General features: G+C 31.6%; 18 protein-coding genes. 13 read left to right on the top strand and 5 right to left on the bottom strand.

From position 1 onward, the window contains the following. Window positions 1-125: 125 nt before the first annotated feature. The 3 genes from NH26_RS05315 to pyrE form a co-directional block, all read right to left on the bottom strand. Window positions 126-704 (bottom strand): hypothetical protein, encoded by a 579-nt coding sequence (locus NH26_RS05315; protein WP_044219294.1) that lies wholly within the window; start codon window positions 702-704, stop codon window positions 126-128. A gap of 15 nt (window positions 705-719) precedes the next feature. Further along, complete coding sequence (locus NH26_RS05310) at window positions 720-2,087, bottom strand: GNAT family protein (RefSeq protein ID WP_052431822.1); 1,368 nt, start codon at window positions 2,085-2,087, stop codon at window positions 720-722. Between the two features lie 123 nt (window positions 2,088-2,210). Further along, window positions 2,211-2,846: an orotate phosphoribosyltransferase gene (gene pyrE / locus NH26_RS05305; RefSeq protein WP_044219297.1), complete on the bottom strand. Its 636-nt coding sequence runs from the start codon at window positions 2,844-2,846 to the stop codon at window positions 2,211-2,213. Between the two features lie 134 nt (window positions 2,847-2,980). Here pyrE and NH26_RS05300 point away from each other — a divergent pair, with 134 nt between their 5' ends. Continuing rightward, window positions 2,981-4,894 carry a RecQ family ATP-dependent DNA helicase gene (locus tag NH26_RS05300; RefSeq protein ID WP_044219300.1) on the top strand — a complete coding sequence of 638 codons (1,914 nt, stop codon included), beginning with the start codon at window positions 2,981-2,983 and terminating at the stop codon, window positions 4,892-4,894. A 126-nt stretch (window positions 4,895-5,020) separates the two neighbouring features. On the opposite strand, the gene NH26_RS05295 is transcribed toward NH26_RS05300, so the two are convergent. Further along, window positions 5,021-6,058 (bottom strand): quinone-dependent dihydroorotate dehydrogenase, encoded by a 1,038-nt coding sequence (locus NH26_RS05295; protein ID WP_044219302.1) that lies wholly within the window; start codon window positions 6,056-6,058, stop codon window positions 5,021-5,023. Between the two features lie 187 nt (window positions 6,059-6,245). Between NH26_RS05295 and NH26_RS05290 the strand changes: the two genes are divergently transcribed. From NH26_RS05290 to NH26_RS05225, 12 genes are all read left to right on the top strand, one after another. Then, window positions 6,246-7,544: an S-adenosylmethionine:tRNA ribosyltransferase-isomerase gene (locus tag NH26_RS05290; RefSeq protein ID WP_084812067.1), complete on the top strand. Its 1,299-nt coding sequence runs from the start codon at window positions 6,246-6,248 to the stop codon at window positions 7,542-7,544. 12 nt (window positions 7,545-7,556) lie between these two features. Beyond that, window positions 7,557-8,360: an ABC transporter substrate-binding protein gene (locus NH26_RS05285; protein WP_044219305.1), complete on the top strand. Its 804-nt coding sequence runs from the start codon at window positions 7,557-7,559 to the stop codon at window positions 8,358-8,360. A gap of 43 nt (window positions 8,361-8,403) precedes the next feature. Then, entirely contained in the window at window positions 8,404-9,186 is a 783-nt protein-coding gene (gene pflA, locus NH26_RS05280; protein WP_044219307.1) for a pyruvate formate-lyase-activating protein, read from the top strand. Window positions 9,187-9,676: 490 nt separating this feature from the next. Beyond that, window positions 9,677-10,483 (top strand): toxin-antitoxin system YwqK family antitoxin, encoded by an 807-nt coding sequence (locus NH26_RS05275; RefSeq protein ID WP_044219309.1) that lies wholly within the window; start codon window positions 9,677-9,679, stop codon window positions 10,481-10,483. 334 nt (window positions 10,484-10,817) lie between these two features. Beyond that, a complete protein-coding gene (locus NH26_RS05270; RefSeq protein WP_044219312.1) occupies window positions 10,818-11,294 on the top strand; it encodes a hypothetical protein in 477 nt (158 codons plus the stop codon). A gap of 1,060 nt (window positions 11,295-12,354) precedes the next feature. Next, entirely contained in the window at window positions 12,355-12,798 is a 444-nt protein-coding gene (locus NH26_RS05260) for a hypothetical protein (RefSeq protein ID WP_044219323.1), read from the top strand. Between the two features lie 186 nt (window positions 12,799-12,984). Next, window positions 12,985-13,236 (top strand): hypothetical protein, encoded by a 252-nt coding sequence (locus NH26_RS05255; protein WP_044219326.1) that lies wholly within the window; start codon window positions 12,985-12,987, stop codon window positions 13,234-13,236. After that, complete coding sequence (locus tag NH26_RS05250) at window positions 13,220-13,585, top strand: RHS repeat domain-containing protein (RefSeq protein ID WP_317040994.1); 366 nt, start codon at window positions 13,220-13,222, stop codon at window positions 13,583-13,585. The genes NH26_RS05255 and NH26_RS05250 overlap by 17 nt, the downstream gene beginning before the upstream one ends. A gap of 21 nt (window positions 13,586-13,606) precedes the next feature. Continuing rightward, complete coding sequence (locus tag NH26_RS05245; RefSeq protein WP_044219331.1) at window positions 13,607-13,996, top strand: hypothetical protein; 390 nt, start codon at window positions 13,607-13,609, stop codon at window positions 13,994-13,996. A gap of 144 nt (window positions 13,997-14,140) precedes the next feature. Beyond that, window positions 14,141-14,527 (top strand): hypothetical protein, encoded by a 387-nt coding sequence (locus NH26_RS05240; RefSeq protein WP_044219334.1) that lies wholly within the window; start codon window positions 14,141-14,143, stop codon window positions 14,525-14,527. 758 nt (window positions 14,528-15,285) lie between these two features. Beyond that, window positions 15,286-15,678: a hypothetical protein gene (locus tag NH26_RS05230; protein WP_044219339.1), complete on the top strand. Its 393-nt coding sequence runs from the start codon at window positions 15,286-15,288 to the stop codon at window positions 15,676-15,678. Window positions 15,679-15,853: 175 nt separating this feature from the next. Continuing rightward, complete coding sequence (locus NH26_RS05225) at window positions 15,854-16,321, top strand: hypothetical protein (RefSeq protein ID WP_139262892.1); 468 nt, start codon at window positions 15,854-15,856, stop codon at window positions 16,319-16,321. A gap of 218 nt (window positions 16,322-16,539) precedes the next feature. Here NH26_RS05225 and NH26_RS05220 read toward each other — a convergent pair. Then, the coding region (locus NH26_RS05220; protein ID WP_174549716.1) for an IS110 family RNA-guided transposase at window positions 16,540-17,479 on the bottom strand (940 nt) is incomplete at its 5' end.

The raw sequence follows: 17,479 nt of genomic DNA, 5'->3' as shown, positions 1-17,479 counted from the left end.
CTTAGCTACCAGGAGGTTTTTAATTATATTTTTTTAGTATAAGTCATGATATTGGTCAATAGGTGTCATGTATTTAATTAGTGATCATTCAGGTGAAACCTATTACCTATTATTTATTACTTATTTTAACTCAATCCAAACGGCTTTTCACATTCTAAAATGAAATGCATTCCCAAAGGAGCGATTCTCATCTCTTCCCCAGAGTTAGAAATTTCGATAAGACGTTTCATCAATAAGTTTTCAAGTATTATTTCAATATCAATTCCAGAGCAATCTAATGTTTGAAGAGCCCATTGTTCAATACCTTTAATTTTGATCCAAATTCTTGAAGTTTCGTACTCAATAAAGGAGATTTTTTTAAGGTAATGGAGAATTTCTACTTCTTCTAAAGAGGCATCTCTTAGTATTTTAACTAAAGTAAGATGTTGTTTGCACGGATTTTTATAAGTGACGGCGTTAGAAAAAAGGATAGCCCATCTTTGTTGTTGTTTAGGTAAGCTTTCTAAACCACTATCAGTGATAAAAGCGTATATGGTTTTAAGAGGGATTTTTCTAACGGTAATATTTTTCTCGATTAAAAACTTTCTCGCCATACTGATAATGGTATGAGAGTTTAACTGTTGCCAATTATCAAAGCTGATGTTATTAACCTCTGTTGTGTCTGCTATATGTTCTAAAAAACTGTAATTATCTTGAATGCTCATTAGTAATGATTAGTTTCAATCATTTTCTGACAATAAGTTGTGCCAGTTATCTTCTTTTGAACAAATATAATCAGAGATTTTTAAAATGGCGATAGCATCAGAACATAATCCAAAAGGAGATACCCATCTGTTTTGATCATGTTTGAAAATCATAGGGTGAAAAAGGTACATTTTTTTCTTTTCATCCCAAAGAGGCATCACCATCCATTGAGAATCTTCTTTTCTTAAAGAAATCCATTTGTAGTTTGGATGTCTTGCTGCATTGCCTAAAGTTTCCACCACATCAAATTCGATATTAGATCCTTTAAGTATAGCAAGGAAATTATCTAATGCAGTAGTTAAACGAACATCAATAAGTTGTAGGTGTGCAAAATAAGCACCTATAAATAAGGCAATATCCTCTGGGTTGTTTGTTTTTAAAGATTCGGGTAAACCAGAGTCAAATTTAAATAAATGAGGTTTTACCAAGAATGTGTCTTCATCCGGTAAATAGATGATGATCATTTGATGGTAACTACCAATAGGGTAAGATGCATAAATAGGGGCTTCAACAGCTTGAGTAAACTCAAACATATCATGCCACATACTAGAAAAGAAGTTTTGTTCTTCAGCAACTTTACCTTTTACAATACATAAGTTATTTACTTCTTCAATAATGTGATTTATTGAATGTAAGGTTTTGTATCTTTTAGTTGACTTTAAATCAATATTATCCCATGTTAACCATTCATTGTTCCAATCAAAGAATTCTACATTAGGTAGCCTTAATTTGTAATCAAAGCATGATGGCATGTCTAAAGTGTATCCAGGATAATAAAACTCCATTTGCTGCTCTTGAGCCCATTCAATTTCAAAAAGCATAGAAATATAGCCTAAACCGTATTCCTTAAAATCTTTGTCGTAAATGGCCATTAAACTGGATAATGCTTTATCTCCAACGTCAAAGAAACTTGCTGCAGCTAATTGATTGTCTAAATAAAAACTTACTTGGTAGGTGTCAAATGGAATAAGAGGTAAGTCTTGATCAGAATCCACTCCAAAGTAGTGTAGAAGGGATTTTTCTTCCTCGTCAAATCTTTCTTTACGGTAGTCGGTAAATAATTTCTTGTGTGCTTCAGTTAAATTTAATGGTTCAATGACAACATTAAATTTGTTTTTTATTTGTCTGATTTTCTTACGAGAAGACTTTGATAGCATATTTTCTTGCATACGACAACGCAATGGTAGTACTCCTTGCATCTTGTCGTCAAAGTACATCATTTCGTAAGAAGCCATATTTAAAGAATGCCTGAAGTATCCTTTGGCTAATAGTTGGTCGATTTCAACTGGCGTGAGTTTCTTTTCTTGAGACGAAACAATACCAAATGCTAGATCATAATACATTGTAAGAAAATAACTAGAAACACACTTTAATTGTTCCCCCTGTTTGTAAGTATTAAGCCTGAAATGTAAGGTTTAGTAAACCGAAAACGTAAAAAGGAGGTGATATCTCACCTCCTTAATTTATTATTGATTCCATTCAGATGGATTCACTCTCCAAGATTTTAAAGATTCTACATCAGAAGACTGAATGTAGTCTTGTTCCAATGCTAACTCAAGCATTGCATCATAATTAGAAAGAGTCACTAATGGAATACCAGCCTCTTTAAAATTATTGACTGATAAATCAAAACCATAAGTGAAAATGGCAGCCATACCTAGTACTTCAATACCAGCTTCTTTTAGCGCATCTGCAGCTTTTAATGATGAACCTCCTGTTGAAATTAGGTCTTCAATAACTACCACTTTTGCTCCAGCCTTTAATTCACCTTCAATCATGTTAGTCATTCCATGTCCTTTTGGCTTTGATCTAACATAGGCGAAAGGAATACCCAAAGCGTCAGCAATTAATGCTCCTTGAGGAATACCTGCTGTAGCAACACCAACAATAGCATCAACATCTGCAAATTGCTCTTGTATTTTAGAACTTAAAGCATGCTTGATGTAGGTTCTTGCGTGAGGGTGTGACAACGAAAGTCTGTTGTCGCAGTAGATTGGCGATTTCCATCCAGATGCCCAAGTGAAAGGATCATTGGGACGGATTTTAATAGCATTGATCTCTAATAACAAAGAAGCGACCTTTTTTGCAATAGTATTTTCCATTGTTGTTGCTGATGTATTTGTTTAGTTTAAAGAGAAATTCTCTTTATTTTATTCTTTTGCAAAAATAAGATACAATTTGATAAAATAAATTTTGATATTTGATTTATGATAAAATAATTGTCAATTAATGGTTCATGAAGGCGGGCTTTCAACAAATACTTAAAAAATTTTGGGGTTATGAGAAATTCAGACCTCTACAAGAAGAGATTATAACAAGTGCATTTACAGGGGTTGATACACTTGCTTTATTGCCTACAGGTGGTGGAAAATCAATATGTTTCCAAGTGCCGGGTATCGCAAGAAAAGGAGTGTGTATTGTGATTACTCCATTAATCTCTTTAATGAAAGACCAAGTACACCAATTAAATGATAGAGGGATACCTGCAAAGGCACTTTATTCTGGTTTATCCATCAAGGAAATAGATACCTTGTTGGAAAACTGTGTAAATGGCCGAGTAAAATTTTTATATGTATCACCAGAAAGAATCAGAACGAGAATTTTTATCGAACGATTAAAAAGGATGTCTGTTGGATTAATGGTGATCGATGAAGCACATTGTATTTCTCAATGGGGCCATGATTTTAGACCTCAATATTTAAAAATAGGTGAGCTTCGAGAATTAATTCCTGATACCCCAGTGATTGCAGTTACTGCTACAGCCACCAAAGAAACCCAAAAGGAAATTGTAGAGCGACTGTTATTTAAAGAAAATCATGCGGTTTTTAAAGGTAGTTTTAGCCGTCCTAATTTGTCTTTTTCTGTAAGTAAGGAAATAGATACCACCCAAAAGATGTTGAAGATTCTTAATTCTGTGGAGGGTAGTTCTATTGTGTATACTCGTACTAGAAAGATGACCAAGGATATTGCTAGTCTTCTGCTTAGTTATAACATCAATGCAGAATATTATCATGGTGGTTTGATGCCTGAACAGAGAAGCCTAAGACAGGAGTCTTGGATCAAAGATCATGTTAGAGTAATGGTGGCTACCAACGCTTTTGGAATGGGGATAGACAAACCTAATGTGCGTACAGTAATTAACATTGGGGCTCCAGAAAGTATTGAAGCCTATTATCAAGAAGCAGGAAGAGGAGGTAGAGATGGTGAAAAGTCGTATGCTATTTTATTAGTGAAGCAAGATGCAAAGCAGAAACTTTTAGAATGGGTAGAACAACGTCATCCGGATATTAAATTCATTAGAAAAGTATATCAAAACCTGGGTAATTTGTTCCGTTTAGCGGTAGGCAGCGGAGAGATGAGCTCTTTCGATTTTTATATCAAACCTTTTATAAAAAAGTATGAGTTGCCAGCCCAAGAAACTTATTATGCTTTAAAAAGGATGGAGGAACACGGTATTCTTTTATTTAATGAAAGCGTATTTCATGATCCAACTTTAATAATAAAATCTACTCCCGACAATTTATACGATTATCTATTAAGACACCCTCATCATGAATTACTGATGAAAGGTATTCTAAGAATGTACGGAGGGGAGTTATACAATAGCTTTGTTCGAATCGATGAAAAGGACATTGCGATGCAAAATGGGATTCCTTTAGATCGTGTGACTTTCTATTTACAAGAGCTACACAATTTGGAGATTGTTGATTATAAACCAAAAAGAGAACGACCGCAAGTAACGTACTTAATGCCTAGGCATTTGCCTGAACGCTTACCTATTGATCGAAAATTGTATGCTCTAAGAAAACAGCAGGATTTTAAAAGAGCTAAAGCGATGATTCACTTTGTACAGAACACTACAAGATGTAGAAGTATCATGCTTAGAGAGTATTTCGGTGATTTTGATGGAGATAATTGTGGCGTTTGTGATGTGTGCATTCATCATAAAAAAGCAAAGTCTTTTAAAGAAAAGCCCATCAATTATAGTGATGAGATCTTAATGGTGATTAAAAAACAACCCATGTCTGTGCATGAACTAGAAAGTGAAATTTCTCCTTTGAATTTGGACTATTTTGGCAAAAGTCTCACCAAGCTTTTTGATGAAAAAGTAGTGCATTGGAATCAAGATAAAAAAATAGCAATTGCATAAAAAAAAGAAAACACCTACAAGCGTAAGTGTTCTCTCCTCGACAATTTCATTAACTACAACAATCTTTCTACTTATACTAACGAACAAGTGTTAATCAGGTTTCAAAAAATTGCAATAAATTTAAATTTATTTGTTAATGACCGCCTTGTTGATACTTTTAACTAATGCTGGGCCTTCGTAAATAAAGCCTGTATATACTTGTACAAGTTTAGCACCTGCATCCAGTTTTTCTAGTGCGTCTTCGGCCGTATGAATACCACCTACGCCTATAATATCTAAAGTTTTACCAGATTTCTCGAAAAGGTATTTTATAACTTCTGTAGATCTATCAGTAACAGGTTTTCCAGAAAGGCCTCCCATTCCGATTTCCTCTACTCTTGTTTTTGGAGTCGTTAAACCATCTCTACTAATTGTAGTATTCGTAGCTATCACTCCATCAATTTTAGTCTCTTGAACTACCTCTAAAATATCATCTAATTGCTCATTTGTTAAGTCTGGAGCAATCTTTAAAAGGATAGGTTTAGGATTGGATTTTTGAGAGTTTAAATCCTTTAGTGTTCCTAGTAATTCTTTTAAAGGTTCTTTGTCTTGTAGCGCCCTTAAGTTAGGAGTATTAGGAGATGAAATGTTTACAGTGAAGTAGTCTACGTGATCAAATAATGCATTAAACCCTTTTGTATAATCGTCAACGGCATTCTCATTGGGAGTTACTTTGTTCTTACCAATATTACCGCCAACAATGACATTAGATTTTCTGTTTTTAAGACGTTCAACAGCAGCGTCAACACCTTCATTATTAAATCCCATTCTATTGATCAAACCTTGATCACTTGGTAATCTAAAAATTCTAGGCTTTTCGTTACCTGGTTGTGAAACAGGAGTAAGTGTACCGATCTCAATAAAGCCAAAACCAAAGTTGGCAAATTCGTCGATCATCTTTGCATCTTTATCAAAGCCTGCCGCTAAACCTACTGGAGAGGGGAATTTAATACCAAATACTTCTCTCTCTAATTTTGGATCGTTTACCTTGTATATTCCTCTTGCAATTGCTTTAGCAAAAGGAAGTGAAAACATTGTTTTTAGATAACGAACAGCAAAATGGTGGATTTTCTCAGGATCTACCTGAAATAAGAAAGGTCTGACTACGGATTTGTAAAAGCTCATGTTGAGTTGCCTGTTAGAAATTAAATTTGACCTATGGTCTAAATAAACTGCACAAAAGTAGTGGAAATTTTTATTGTTAAAAAGCCTTTAGGGAATGTATTTATTTTAGGGGTGTTAATAAACGCCTTTTTTAGAGATGATTCATCCTTCGCTTCAGGCGAACTTTCGCCTAAACATTAATTAAACAATGAACATCAAAAAGACTTTTAATGAACAAATCATTTTCCGACATTTGTATGAATTTTTAATTTTAAATCAAAAGCGTAATACTTTGAAATTACCTGAAATAAATTTAGACGATTATCAATACGAGTTGCCCAATGAGAGGATTGCGGCACATCCAGCTAATCCACGTGATTCATCAAAATTAATGATGTACAAAGAAGGGGAGATTGAACACAAGGTGTTTAAAGAGATCACTAATGAATTGAATAGCGACTACACTTTATTTTTCAATAATACCAAAGTATTGCCGGCTCGTTTGTATTTTAAAAAACCAACGGGAGCACAAATCGAAGTATTTTTACTTAATCCTATTGCACCCACTAGAGATATTTCTGCAGCTATGCTAGAGAAATCGGGTACAATTTGGGAGTGTGCGATTGGTAATTTTAAGCGTTGGAAAGAAGATAAATTAGAAGCGGCAGTTCAAACAGAGAAAGGGATTGTGAAATTGACTGTTTCTCACGAAGACAGAGATAAACGTTTTGTAAAGTTCGAATGGGAAGAGGAAAGCCTGAACTTTGTGGACATTATTTCTGCGGCAGGGAACACTCCTTTACCTCCTTATATCAAAAGAACTGCGACTGAAGATGATAAAGAAACCTATCAGACAGTTTATTCTAAAAACGAAGGAGCAGTAGCAGCACCAACAGCTGGGCTTCACTTTACAAATGAAGTTCTTGATATATTAAAAAATCAAGGGGTCGATGAACAAGAAGTAACACTACACGTGAGTGCAGGAACTTTTAAGCCAATTACAGCCGATAAAGTAACCGATCATGAAATGCATAATGAGCAGATCATTATCACTAAAGAAAATGTAAAAGCTTTAATTAATGCCCATAAAGTAGCTTGTGTGGGAACTACATCAATGAGAACTTTAGAATCTTCTTATTGGTACGGTGTTCGTCTTCTTTTGGATAATAACACTACATTCGATATTCATAAATTAGAAGCTTATGAAAGAATGGAAAGTGGAGCTACATTGCCCACAAGACAAGAAAGTTTTTCAGCCATCTTAAAGTATATGGAAGAAAATAACTTAGATAATATACATGGAGAAACCTCTATCTTTATTATGCCGGGTTATCAATTCCAAGTGATCGATACTTTAGTGACCAATTTTCATTTGCCATCGACAACATTAGTTTTATTGATTGCCGCATTTATTGGTGAAGATTGGAGAAAAGTATACCAAGCAGCTTTAGATAACGATTACCGTTTCCTAAGTTATGGAGATTCCTCTATCTTGTTTAGAAAGTAAGCCACTATCCCTATGAATACGTCTAAATTTCCTAATAGAATTGTTTGCCTAACAGATGAAGTAACAGAATGGCTTTATATGTTGGGAGAGTCACATAGAATTGTGGGTATTTCTGCTTTTGCTGAACGACCTGAAGAAGCAAAAAAAGAAAAACCAATGGTTTGTGGTTTTACAGGAGCAAACTATAAAAAAATTTTAGAACAAAAGCCTGATATGGTTATCGGGTTTTCTGATTTACAAGCTGATATTGCAGCTCGTTTAATCAAAGAGGGAATTCCTACTTTAATAACTAACCAAAGATCGGTAGAAGAAATTATCAATACCTTGGAAATGATAGCAAGGATGATAGGTGTTGAACATAAAGCTCAAGTATTTCTTGATAAAATGAGAAGTATGGTACGCAGTGCTCAATTAAAAACACAACATATTAAGGTAAGGCCAAAAGTATATTTTGAAGAATGGAACTCGCCTTTAATAACAGGTATTAAATGGGTGTCTGAATTGATTGAACTAGCAGGAGGGGAAGATGTCTTTTCCGAACTGAGTGTATATCAATCTGCCCAAGAAAGAGTACTTTTTGATTTCAATCAAGTAGTTGATAAAGCACCAGAAATAGGTTTGTTTTGTTGGTGTGGAAGAAAGTTTGATGAACAAGATCTGTTGAATAGAAATAATATCGATCAGGTTCCTTTCATTAAGACAAAAGATTATCAAGAAGTTGATCCATTATTTATGCTTCAACCCGGACCAGCAGCCATTCTAGAGGGATTGCCCTTCCTAGAAAGGATCATTGAAAATTACAATAACAAAAAATAAGACGTATATTGATATACGCCTGAAAACGAAAAAATAAATAATAATGAGTATCATTTATCCACAGCAAGACGCATCTCATCTTAACGATAAGGATCCCGAACAAATTCGAATTCATTCCATTGAAACTTTTGGAACTCATGACGGACCTGGTATTCGTTTTATTGTCTTTGTACAAGGTTGTCAGTTTAGATGTTTATACTGTCATAACCCCGATACATTTGATGTAAAAGGAGGGAAGTTCGTAACATTAGAAGAAATAGAAAAGAGAGTATTACGCCAACGTCCTTATTTTGGAGACGAAGGAGGAATTACAATTTCTGGTGGAGAACCATTATTGCATAGAACTAAAATCTTAACGTTATTCAAAAGACTTAAAGAAAAAGGCATTCATACTTGCTTGGATTCTAATGGTCGTTTAGTGAATAAACAAGTAGAAGAACTACTAGAATATACAGACCTATTGATGCTAGATGTAAAGCACATCAACGATGATTGGCATCATAAGTTAACTACTGTCTCTAATGTGCCTACTTTAAAGTTAGCAGAGATGAGAGAGAAACAAGGAAAGCCAATGTGGCTTAGGTATGTATTAGTGCCGGGTTGGTCAGATCAAGAAGAATATCTACACGAGCTGGGGCAGCGTTTCAAGGATTACAAAACCATTGAAAAAATTGAAATTCAGCCTTACCATAAACTAGGTGTTCACAAATGGGAGGCCATGGGAATGAAGTACGGGCTAGAAGGAGTAGAACCTCCCACGAAAGAACAAGTAGCAAAAACTGTAGAGATTTTCTCTCAGTATTTTAAAGAAGTTCACGTGAACTAGATAAATAGAAAGACCAATGATATAGTGATATGTTGTTGGTCTTTTTTTATTTAGTATTTTTTGGATTAAACTTATAAGTCAGAAGTAAACTTTTTAATTCATACTTAATGAACAAATAATAGCTTTAATAAATTTTACTCCTATAAAAGTGCATCTATCATATATTGAAATGTCGATAAGGCCACCTTTCTAGATATTTTGTAATACTTTTATAGAATAAGGTACTTTGGTTTCATTTAATTTAAACCAACTGTTCTGATTGTTAAGTGCTAGCATCACTCAGAACTCACCTTTTGATTAAGTCTTTGACTTAAAACTAGATGATAGAAAGCAAACATAAACAAAAAAGAAACACTCGCTTCTCTAACAACAAAAATTGAAACATAGCTTTTTGCCAATGATGGAAGAAGTACAATTGTTACTTATTGTAGGTGAGGCGTCTCAAAAAAGTTATTAAATAAATCAAATGTTGAAACATAAGAATAAAATAATGATAAAGTTTAGTTACACATATAAAGTAGTATACTTATTCCTATTATTTTCTTGTTCAGATATAGAAAAGCACTATTATTCTAATGGAGTTATTCAAGAAGAATTTAATCCCTCAACAGGAAATAAGGTTTTTTACGATACGACAGGACTTAAAATTAAAGAAATCAAAAGAATAAGTGAAAATGAAGAGCTGTTAAGAGAATATTATTCAACAGGGAATATTAAACGAATATCTGAGCTAAAAGATGATAAACTTTACGGAGAAACGTCATATTTTTGGGAAAATGGTAACTTAAAAGGTGTTGTTACTTATTATAATAATGCAATGAAAGGGGAGCTTAAAGTTTACTCAGAAAAAACACCAAATAAATTAATGTATATTGATTACTATCTACCTATAGGCTTTATAGAAGATTTAGATGATGTTTTCATATCAAGAACAATTATAGATTCTAGTGAAACAAACTTGAAAGCATTTAGTTTTATCAAAGAAAGTGTATCGATTAAAAACCCTTCTGTAGGGGATACTGCTGTTACAACATTAACTTGCTATCAAGAATCAGAAAAAGGTTTTAATTCAGTACTTTTAGGTGATTTTGATTCTCTATTTTCAATTAACAGTAATTCAAAAATTGATACTATTTGGATAAAGGAAAATACTTTATCTTTTGAACATATTTGTGTAGAAGAAGGACAAAGAATATGGAGAGTAATTTTTATGATGAAGAGCGGAAATTTTGTTCATTATTTTCCATATGAGATTAAAATGAACATTTCAGAAAACTCCAACCATTCTGAGTATTAAGACACCCCATTTTTCGAAGTGTTAAACGCAGTGTCACTCCGAACTCACTTTTTGATTAAGTCTTAGACTTAAAACATCACATTAATAAATAAGATACACTCTTTTTTCCTATTTGAGCAGTAAGGAACCACTGATTATAAATTACAATACAATGGGAAAGAGAAGTAGGAAGAGATAGGGTTTATTGATTATGTCATTTGATAAAATTCAAGAAGTGAAATTTACATATATGTAAAAATAATTGAATATAGACTTACTGGAGTTAAAGCTCTGATTTTTAGAAAATTAAAAAAAGGAAACTTTGTAAGTTTTAAACATAAATAATTAACTGGTCATGAAAATATTACTTATATTATTATCATTACAAAGCTTTTTTGATTCTTGTAAATTAGTTCTAGAGGTAGATAATTTTATCAGGCAGAATATATATAGAGATTTTAATGAAAATTTTGATTTAGAGATATGTAATGACAAAAAACATCTTAAATTAAATTATCCAAGTAAAACAATAAAGATCAATTATGAGCGATTTAATTTAAATAATAATGAAACCAACCGTATTTATTATTCCTTCCAAAATGTGACAACAAATAGAAAGAATAGTGATTATATCGTTTTTTACAGTAAGAAGGAAAATAATACTCTCATGTTGGAAGTGTTTAAAAAGAGAGCTGAATATTTAAATCTATATAATCCTTTAAGTTTATACGAGACAATTAGAAGATATAATATAGGAATTTGTTATTTGTTATTTTTTAATCAAAATAACTGCATAATAAGAATTATTACAGAACCTATAGGTTATGACTAAATATGTTATTCGATCATTATAAATATAGGGAAAATACTATTTTTTTTTTGTCTTTTATGACAGAACCTTATAACATCAAACCACAGAAGAAAAGTATATTAAGGTCAATTCAATATAACATAATATCAAAAAATAAGATACACTCTCTTTTTGCTATTATTTTTCATATTTGAGAAGCAAGGAACCACTGATCATAATTTACAATACAATGGGAAAGAGAAGCAGTAGGAAATAGGGTTTAATGATTATTGTGCTAGTTTGGGGAGATGGTTTGTGGTGGATCATTTCGCGGAGAAGAACTTAAATCACCCAAAGCATGCAAAGACAGAGTTGCAATTGTGGGAAAATTTAAAAATAATCAAAATGACTCAGTAACCGGAAAGCCAGTTACTGAAGAAACAAAAGATGCAGCTGAGATAGGAATATATTGTTTTAATTTTTCTTCTTATTTTAAATATGACTTTGATGAATAAAAAATATTTTCAATTTGTTTATTTGAGCTTCATAGTTTTGTATGTTTTGGTTCTACCAATTCTCATCATTGAATTAGGTTTTGATATTCTTTATTGTAATTTTTTGAAGCCTATTATTGGACTTTATTCTTTACTTTCAATAACAATTAATAATCGATTTATATCATTATTGATATTAGTATTAATATGTATATTCTTATATATTATTTCATTAATACTATTTATATTCTTTCGTAAGTTAAAAGAAACTTTATTTAAACACAGTTCTTGAAACACCTCTTCTACATATCATTCCTCCTTCTTCAAGGAATAGACCCCTCACTCTCAACTAAAACAGCAACAAGCTACTCTCTAACAATAACAAAGACAGCTTATTACAAACAGGAGAGATTCCACCAATTAGAACTAGTATCATTTCAAATGATTGAAGGAGTTGTTAGAGAAAAAACCAAATGGTAGAAAGGGTGTACCTGGTAAAGGTCATTTAAAAGAGATGAACTTCTTGAACAAAAGAAGTTTAAACTTAAATCATGGTTCTTTGGAATTTGAAATGAATATTTATTATAGGTTAAAACCAATTATTAGTAATGGGACAGTTAATTAATTTAGATATTAAGTTTAGTATTTTTTTTGTGCTTTTTATTTCATTTGATGGATTTTCACAAGATATAGGAATCATGGAAATTGAGAAACCATATGTCTTAGAAGTCTATAAAAACAATAAGACTTTAATGGTAATAGGAGATAGTATTAATATATTTAACTTAAATAAAAAGGATATTAAGGTTAAAAAAATATTAAATAATAATAATCTTTTTTTCTGTTTATATGATGTAATTCCTAGTGAATTAATTGAGAAAAATAGAAAATATAGTATTGGAAAAATTAAATATTATAGATTTAAGAAAAAAATTGTTTCAGTTGAAATGTATAATGAATTAAACACAAGTTTTGATGATTATTATTTTTCATATATACCATTTAAATTAAATTCTAGAAAGTTTTTTGTAATAGTTTTAGAACCTTTTTAAAAGGATTATATCATTATAAATTTTCAATTATTAATGTTCTAATTAAATCATTTCTTTTCAAGAAAAATATACCCCACTGTTCCCCGACTGTTACGAGTGTTAAGCGCTAGCGTCACTCGGAATCTGGTAATTGAATAAGTTTTCAACTTATAACATGTAATGTCTTGAAAAAACAAACATCAAAAAATGAGATACACTCTCTTCTTGCTATTGTTTTTCACATTTGAGGTATTGCAGGCACAAACCTATTCTTCACTCTCCCAACTAAAACATCAACAAGCTATTCTCCAACAAAAACAATTGGAAGACAGCTTATTGCAAATGGGAGAAGTACCACAGTTGGTGTCTTTTGTAGGAGGTATAGTAGGTGTATCAAAAGCCCATGATTTCAAGCGTGGGAAAATGATGGGAGTGACTATAAATACTCTACACAAGTAATCCAAAAGTCACCTTCAACAACTTCATCGTCCAAGAAAACCACTACTACCCATTTGGTATGAATATGGCGGGTATTGAGAAGCAAGGTGCACCTGATCATAAATTCCAATACAATGCAAAAGAGAAGCAGGAGGAAATAGGTTTTATTGATTATGGTGCTAGACATTATGATGCTAGTTTGGGGAGATGGTTTGTGGTGGATCCTTTGGCGGAAACAGATCATAGCATTTCTATAACTCCGTATCACTATACAGCAAATAATCCAATTAACTTTATTGATCCAGATGGTAGAGATTGGATTTATGCCGAAAATGGTGATTTAGTATGGGATGATCTTGTAAATAGCTAGCAAGATCTAATAGATTTAGAGATGAATAATTTGTGGTATGTAGGGAGAGAAGATTATGTATTTAGCGGTTATGATTTACATGAAGTATCTATTACTGCTAATCCTGTAGAGATGGGGGTAATTAATGCTCAAGATAAATCAGTACCTTTAGCTTATGGATTGGTTGGTTTTGCAGGAGGTGCAGCTGCGGCAAGTTATGGTTTAATAACCTTTTCTATGGCAAAAGACTTTGCAATAGATTATTCTCTTCAAAATGTTGCTAATCTTGTGACTGGGCAGGAGAAAAATGTAGATGTATTTGATGCGTCCCTTTCAATGATACCTGATAATAAGTATACCATGATACCGAAAGTAATTGCTGGTGCATTTATTAATATTAAAGAAAATGGGAGTATGAAGAAGTATAACTAACACCAGGATTAGCTGTAGATATTGAAACAGGAGTGGCTAACCAAGTTTATGAAACCATGAATGTACTTGTTCCTAAAAAGTATCAACCATTTACTTCAGGGGGAATAGATTTAATAAATAAAGCAACAGGTAATTTTATTAAAAATGAATTTAAACTTAAATAAAAAAAGTAAAGATATACTAGGTGTAACTGTTAATTTAATGACAATAATTATATTTATATATTATCAATTTTGTTCTCCTATAAGATACACAATTGGTTATGTTACAAAGGAAACATTATATTCAGGTAAGAATCCTAAACGTTATAAATATAGAATTGGTAGTGAATACTATAGTGTGGAATTTTATAGTAAAAATGTATCAAAGAAACTTATTATTGAATACCTGATAAAACATCCTGATTTAAGTTCTCCTAAAAAATTAGCTCCTGATTCATTAAGAGCTCCTGTAAATGGGGGGAGTTGGTCATATGAGGAGATTTTAGAATTGGGATTTGATATAGAAAAACCATTTACTTTATGTGATTAAGATTACAAAAAACAAACATCAAAAAATGAGATGCACTCTCTTCTTGCTATTGTTTTTCACATTAGAGGTGTTGCAGGCACAAACCTACCCCTCACTCTCACAACTAAAATAACAACAAGTAACCTTTGCAAAACCAACAATTAGAAGTCAGCATGTTGCAAATGGAAGAAGTATCATAATTGTTACTTTTTTAAGTTGAAAATCGCAGCAACAGCTTATAAAAAAATAATGTACGAAAATGAGAAGAGTAATTTATTGTAGAAAGTGCTTTGAAACAATAAAAATCAAAGAGCAATTTATTAGTAGAAAAAAGCTCTTTAATATTTATGGAGAAAATTTTTTATATAAATGTCCAAAATGTAAAAAAGAAAGTACACAAAATTTTAAAGATATTGTTTTAGTGAAAAACTTTTTTGAAAGACATTTTTTACTGCTAAATATTGTAATACTACTACTAAGTTGTTTAATAGTCTATATGACTTACGGTTTTACTGTATCTATTTTTAAAATATATATTTATATAATTACGATAATTGGTTCTTTTGGAATTGCATTTAATTATTTTTTCATGTCTATGACTTTCAAAGATTCTGAGAATGTCCGCAAAATATTAAATAATTACAAAAATAATAAAAGGTAAATCATGATTAATTTTGTACTTTATTGTGAATAAACGAGAAGAGTTTACTTCCATAGCTTAGAGTGTTAAGAGCTAACTTTAAACCAAAAAAAGGATAGTTTTCAGTTCAATTCTTGATGTGTACTTATCAAGAATTGAACTGAAAACTAAGGCAAGTTTATATCTTGGAGAATCCGATACAGGTTGGTTTTATGATAAGAATATATCTAAAAATACTACCCCTATGGTAGGTGAAATGGCAGGATCTTTATATTCAATGTTTGGAGTTTTGACAGAAATGTTAAGTCGGCCAGGCACAAGTGGTTCTAATGACGAACCAAAAAGTCAACCTCAAGGTAGTAATTCAGTAGAGAATAATACAACAACTTTAGTTAATGATCAAATACCTGCTGGGAGTGAAGTATTAGATTCTACAAAGTGGGAATATCCTAGTGGAACACAAAAAAGTATGGGAAGGCTTGTAACACCTAGCGGTGATACAACAAGATTTGAAAGAAAATTAAATTGCTAAAGAAATGAAAGTAAAAATCACTATAATAATCTTACTATTTTTTTTCTCGTGTTCTAGATCAAGAAAAGAAAAGTATAATTACATAGATCCTAATTTACGTAGTAATATTAAATTTATAAAAGAAGTAAACATTACAAAAAATAGAAAATATAGTTTCACTACTATAAGTCAATATATGAAAAATAAGCAAGTTTCATCTTGTGACATTTATCTTAATGATGAATTTGATCAAACAGAGGAGGGACTGTTTTTAGAAAATGGAGATTACATGTATGGATATAAAGTTAATGAAAAATTTAATGGTTTTATTGCCAATAAGGTTGATATCAATAATTTAAATTTTTGTTATTATTCTTCAGGTAGTTTATACATGAATTCTAAATCGTTTATTAATAATGGATTATTAAAACTTAGAGTTAATAAATATATAGATTCAAATAGGGTTGATTCTTTACATTATATTTATAATAAATCAGATTTAATTAAAATAGTAAATGGAGATAATTTGAAATATTTGTATTCAAACTATAAATATGATTCTTTTGGTAATTGGATCTTCCGTGAAGTAAAAAGATATGATAGTGATACTACTTTTACTCAATATTCTTCAAATAGATATATTAAATATTATTCTGATAATTAATAATATTTAAACATAAACCAACCTCTTTACCTTCATCTACCCCCACTGTTCGGAGGTACTGTCTTAAAAGTCAAGTAAATTCATATAATTTTTCTAAGATGACCTAAAACGTTTCGCTTCCGCGGGTTCCTCAAATTTTCTTTGCAAAATGAAATTTCGAGGCTTATAAAAATATATTTTTTATTATATTCGAAGATATAGGCAAGTTTAGTAATAAACTATGTCGTGTAGCCATTCATGCATAATGTTTGGCTACCACTTTTTTTAATACTTTTCTCTTGCCAGTTGTAGTTTTCATCGTAATATTCTTCCTTTTTCCATAGGGAAAACATTATTCTTAAAAGCCTGGCCTGTAAGGCAACATACCCTTTCATTTTAATAGCAGACCTATCTAATATTCTACCATACAAGCTTGGAAAACTTCCAACTTCATATCTTATTACATTTAAGGCAGGAAAGTGTAATGCTCTTCGAATATGAGCATTCCCTTTTTTTGTGATTTTTGTTTTTCCTACTCTCTGACCTGACTGATTTTCTTTGATATCATAACCTGCATAACTAATAAGCTGCTTAGCATTTCTTACTTGTGCAAAACCATCTGTTTCAGCAGCTACAACTGCAGCTGTTTTCTCTCCAACTCCTTTTATAGAGGTTAAATATTCTATTTTTTGTCTTAAAACAGGATCTATATCAATACATTTAGATATCATCTTTTCTGCATTTAGAATCTGTTTGTCAATTTCTTTCATTGTTTTTTTAATACTCCTTGTTACTTCTTTAGAAGAGTAAATAGAAGTATTTGCTTGCTCAAGTTGTCCTCGTAAAGCATTTTTAATTGACTGTAGATCTTCGAGGTGTCTTGTTATTGATCGTAATTCATATAATTGTTTTGAAATAGGAGCCCATATAGTTAAAGGTTGAGTTGCTCCCATTACAGCCAGTCCTTTGGCGTCGATTTTATCATTTTTGGATTTATTTCCGATACTTTGAAAATAAGCTTTTGCTCTGTTCGCTAATACAATATGAACTATTTGATCTCTTTCATATAAAAACCAAGCAAGTTGCTCATGATAAACACCTGTTGCTTCCATGGTAAAACTAATTGGAAGCTCTTCTTTTTTGTGTTTATCAACCCATTTGATAAAAAGATTAAATCCC

Origin of the sequence: Flammeovirga pacifica (assembly GCF_000807855.2) — a bacterium.
Lineage (GTDB): Bacteria > Bacteroidota > Bacteroidia > Cytophagales > Flammeovirgaceae > Flammeovirga > Flammeovirga pacifica.
This window is presented reverse-complemented; position numbering and strand designations above follow the sequence as displayed.